Raw genomic sequence first — 4,701 nt, forward strand, 5'->3', positions numbered from 1 at the left:
GGGGCGGAGCCCCAGTTCGGGAAGGGGCGGGTCTGGGGCGCCACCCGCGAGGGCCAGCTACCGCACCCCCACCCCCCGCACGACCTCCTGCTTCACCGACCCACCCCGGTCGTCCCCGACGGACGCCCGGAAAGAGATGGCCGCCGCGTCCTGCGGCACCCTCAGCTTGCCGGTCCAGGAATTCCTGGAACGCTCCAGGGCGACCGCGGTCCACGAGGCCCCGTCGTCGTAGGACACCTCAAGGGACGCCGCCCCGATGCGCCCCGTGCCGGCCGCGCCCTTCACGTACTCGGCGAAGATCCCGACCGGCACGGCCCGCCCGCCGCGGACGTCGCCGTACAGGTCCGTCGGGACGTCGAAGCCGAGGTTGAGCACGGGGAGGAAGGTCGCGCGGTCGGCGGGGGTGCGGGCGGAGCGGACGGTCCACTCCGAGTGGGCCCTGGTGGCGAGGCGCCAGCGGGAGGGGGCGAGGGTCGTGTCGGTCTCGACCTTGTAGGTGCGCTCCTCGGGGGCGGCGTCCCACACGTACACGCCCGAGCTGGTCTTCCGCTCGACGAGCTCGCCGTCGGCGTAGACGGCGGTGGTCTGGGTCATGGAGTCGTCGCTCCACACGTCGCCGAAGCCGGTGTGGTCGGGGCCCGAGTCGCCCCAGCCGGGTGTGTTGAAGGCGAGGTCGTCGCCGGTGCGCTGCTGGCCCCAGCCGAGGCCGGTGCCGAGCCACGGGTGCCAGACGGGCTTGAACCAGTCGAGGGCGGCGCGCTTGCCGGGGCGGTAGCCGACCAGGCCGCCGCGCTGTTCGAGGGAGGTGGGGCCGGACTGGACGGACTCGTGCCAGAGGCGGCCCCTGCCCGCCGCGACGTAGTCGGTCCGCTCGGCCGGGTACGCGATCCGCTCGGGGAAGCCGAGGCCGACGCGGAAGGTGTCGGTGAGGGAGTAGCGGAACTCACCGCCGGGAGTGGGGGTGCGGGACGGGGCGTGGAACTTGGCCGCCAGCACGGCGAGTTCGCGCGCGGACGGGGCGTAGGTGAGGTCCTTCGACGGGATCGAGCCGGTGTGGCCGTGCTCCAGGTCGTAGACGTAGGGCGTGTACGTGGTGCCGGTCGACTCCAGGGACCGGCCCGCGCGCGCCGCGGCCCGCAGCTTCGCGCCGTCCGCCGCGTTCACCGTGGCGATCTGCAGCGGCCGGTCCTCGTTGTCGTCGGTGCCGAACCAGGCGTTGAGGCGGCCCGGCGCGTCGTCGGTGACGTACAGGGCCTTGGCGCCCGCGGCCTGCGCGGCCCGCGCGAGGTCGGGGGGTGCGGGCTGGTTCGCGGCGCCGGTGCGGCGGACGACGACCGCCTTGCCCCGTACGTTCTTTCCTTCGTACGCCGACGGGGAGCCGTCGCCCGCGTCGATCAGCTTCAGGCGGGTGCGGCCCTCGGTGAGGGTGCCGCCGGGCTGGGCCACGGCCGCGCCCGCGTCGAGGCCCTTGACGTCGACGAGCGGCTTGCCGAGCCGCCAGACCGTGCGGTACTCGAAGCGGCCCCGCGCCACCTTCGCGGTGGGCGCCGCGAAGACGCTGTCGTACTTCACCGGGACCTGCGCCGCGCCCTGGTAGGCGGAGCCGTTCGCGGTGCGGTCGAACTCCATGACCAGTTGGCGGGTCTCGGAGCGGCGCGGGACCTCGGCCGTGATCTCCTTCAGCTTCCGGGCGTCCAGGGTCACTTCGCGGTCGCGGTCCAGGGTCACCTCGGGCGCGGCCAGGAAGCCGAGGCCGAGGGAGTCCTTGCCGTGGCTGCCGCGTACGTCGAGGAAGGTGGAGAGGGCGTAGGCCCCCGGCTTGAGGCGGAGTTTCAGCTCGCCGGACGCGCCGACGGCGGCCGGGTAGGCCTCGCCGTCCTTCACCAGCGGCTGCACGGCCAGGTCCGCGGCGCTCGCGGCGCCGTCACGGTCCTTGACGCGCACGGTGAGCGTGTACCGCTCCTCCTCCTTGACCAGGCCGAACGCGGTGCGTGCGAGCTGCTTGCCGCCCGCGCTCGCGACGACGGCGCCACTGGTCCGCCCGACGGGGGCGTGCGCGCCGTCGCCGGTCACGGTGGTGGAGGCGGTGCCGTGCGCGGGCACGGTGAGCTTGCGGTCGGCGAGCGCGACCACTCCGTCGGCGGCGCCTTCGGCCGACAGGGTCAACTCGGCCGGTTCGGCTGAGGTGTTGGTGTACGTGATCTCGCGGGTGACCGGCTTGTTCGCGTCGTACGGCCAGGCGTAGAAGCCGAAGTCGGCGGCTCCCGTCGCGGTGACCTTCGCGTCGATCGCGGACGGCACGTCGACACGTCCGGCGCCGAGCTCGTACGCGGACGCGTCGAGCCGGTGGGACGTCGACATCAGGGCGTCCTTGAGCTGCCCTCCGGTCCAGTCCGGGTGCTGTTCGGCGAGCAGGGCGGCGACGCCCGCGACGTGCGGGGTCGCCATCGACGTACCGCTCATGGAGGTGTAGTAGCCGTCACCGGCGGCGAGTTGGGAGCGGGCGGCGAGAATGTCCACGCCGGGGGCGGACACGTCGGGCTTGAGCGCGTTGTCGCCGTGGCGGGGGCCCTGGCTGGTGAAGTACGCGGCCTTGTCGGCGGCGTCGACGGCGCCGACGGTCAGCGCGGAGTCCGCCGCGGCGGGCGAGCCGATCGACGAGGGGGCGCCGGTGTTGCCCGCCGCGATGACGAACAGCGCGCCGGTCTCCCGGGAGAGGCGGTTCACGGCGGCGGCCATCGGGTCGGTGCCGTCGCTCGGCTCCGCCGAACCGAGGCTCATGGACACGATCCTGGCGTCCACGTCCTTGGCGGCCCACTCCATTCCGGCGATGATCTGCGACTCGCTGCCGAAGCCCTCGTCGCTGAGCACCTTGCCGACGGCGAGCTCCGCGCCGGGCGCGACGCCCTTCTCCTTGCCGTCCGACGCGGTGCCGCTGCCGCCGACGGTCGACGTGACGTGCGTGCCGTGGCCGTCGCGGTCGGCGACCTCCTGGCCGGGGATGAAGCTCCTGGTCGCGCCGACGCGGCCCGTCAGGTCGGGGTGCGTGGCGTCGACACCGGTGTCGAGGACCGCCACCTTCACGCCCTTGCCGGTGAGCCCGGCCTCCCAGACCTTCGGGGTGCCGATCTGGGCGTTGCTCTCGGCCATGTCGGCCTCGACGCGGCCGTCGAGCCAGACCTTCGCGATCCCGTCGGCGAAGCGGGCGCCGCCGTCCGCGGAGGTGATGTCCCGCCAGAACGCGGTGCCGGGGGCGGCCTTGAGGGCGGTGCCGCGGATGCTGGGGAGGGCGCGGGTCTTGGTGGCGCCACGGAGGGTGCCGCCGCTCCCGGCGTCGTTCTTCTTGTTCTTCTCGTACGTGACGATGACCGGCGTCGCGGCCTTGGCTCCCCGGCCGACGCCCTGGCGTATCAGCTCCGTCACGTCGAAGAGCCGCTTGTCCAGGGCTCCCGCACGCAGATACGGGCGGGCCTCGTCCGGTACGACGGTGACGTGGCCGTCGCTGACCTCGGTGCGGACGGCACCGTGCGCGCCGCGCGGGCGGTCCACGGTCACGGTCCGCCTGCCGCCGCCGAGCGGGGTGACGGTGACCTTGTCGCCGGTGATGAGGGTGACGGTGCGCGGGGCGGTCTTGGGGGGCTCGGCGGTCTGGCGGGGGCTGCGTGCGTCGTCGGCCGCGGCGGGCGTGGCGGTGGCGGTGGCGGTCAGTCCGGCCGGGAGCAGGGTGAGGGTGAGTCCGGCGGTCAGGAGTCGGAGTCCGGCTCTTCGGGGGCGCTGCATGAAGCCTGCCTCTCCTCGACGGTGCGTCGGTGCGTCGGCGGTGCGTCGGCACGACCAGGTGCGGATGGTGTCCGCGTGCTGCGAGAAGTGTCAGTCCGCTTGTGTTGCGGGAGAGTTGCGCGGAGCTGGCGGGAAGCTGCCAGGGCGGCTTTCCGCCAGCCCGGGTCTCCGCAAGAATGTGGGCGGCCAAGAGCACGCGGCTTTCCACGGGTTTCCACGGGGGCGTTGATGGACGACGGTCTGGTGCAGTTCACGACAGACGACGGTGCGCGGGTGGTCGTCGCCGACGTCGACGACGCGTCGGGGGCGCGGCTCGTCTCGCGCGGCGACGGGCCCGCGCAGGCCGCCCGCACCTTCGAGGCGTCCCTGGACGGCGCCCGCGCGGCCGCCGACTCGGCGCTGCGCGTGTTCCGCGACGGCACGCTCAGACCGGACGCCGTGGAGATCGAGTTCGGCGTACGGATGACAGCGGAGGCCGGGGCGGTCCTGGTGAAGGGCTCGGCGGAGGGGCATCTGCTGGTACGGCTGTCGTGGTCTCCGGAACGGCCCACCGGCGGGGGCGCCGGTGCTGGCGGGGGCGCCTCGGCGGGGGAATCGGCCGGGGTGACCGGCCCGGTCCCGCCGACCGACGGCGCTCACCACGCGGGTACGGGGGCGGATACGGCTGCCGCGGCGACGGCGACGGCGGGGGCAACTGGGCGCGGTACGGCGGGCGGTATCGCTCCGCCCGCCGGCACGGACGCGGGCGCCGGAACGGCGGCACCCGCCGCGGCAGCCGAGCCGACCGCAACGAACCACGCTGCGCCACCCGCGTGCCCAGGCGCGAACGCCGACGTGACGACACCGGCCGGGGCGTCCGAGCCCGATCCGCCGGGCGGCGTCGCTACCTCTGTCCACGCGCACGCGGGCGCCGGAACGGCA

2 protein-coding genes are annotated in these 4,701 nt (G+C 74.4%); one reads left to right on the top strand and one right to left on the bottom strand.

All coding sequences use genetic code 11. The annotated features are described in order from the left end of the window. Positions 1-57: 57 nt before the first annotated feature. Complete coding sequence (locus ACFWZ5_RS38745; RefSeq protein ID WP_384892036.1) at positions 58-3,780, bottom strand: S8 family serine peptidase; 3,723 nt, start codon at positions 3,778-3,780, stop codon at positions 58-60. A 228-nt stretch (positions 3,781-4,008) separates the two neighbouring features. Between ACFWZ5_RS38745 and ACFWZ5_RS38750 the strand changes: the two genes are divergently transcribed. After that, the coding region (locus tag ACFWZ5_RS38750; protein WP_384892039.1) for a CU044_2847 family protein at positions 4,009-4,701 on the top strand (693 nt) is incomplete at its 3' end.

Source organism: Streptomyces sp. NPDC059003 (assembly GCF_042740445.1).
Classification (GTDB): Bacteria; Actinomycetota; Actinomycetes; order Streptomycetales; family Streptomycetaceae; genus Streptomyces.

Excerpts from the sequence above, each read along its gene's own strand:
- ACFWZ5_RS38745 (WP_384892036.1), bottom strand. The coding sequence starts at position 3,780 with ATGCAGCGCCCCCGAAGAGCCGGACTCCGACTCCTGACCGCCGGACTC.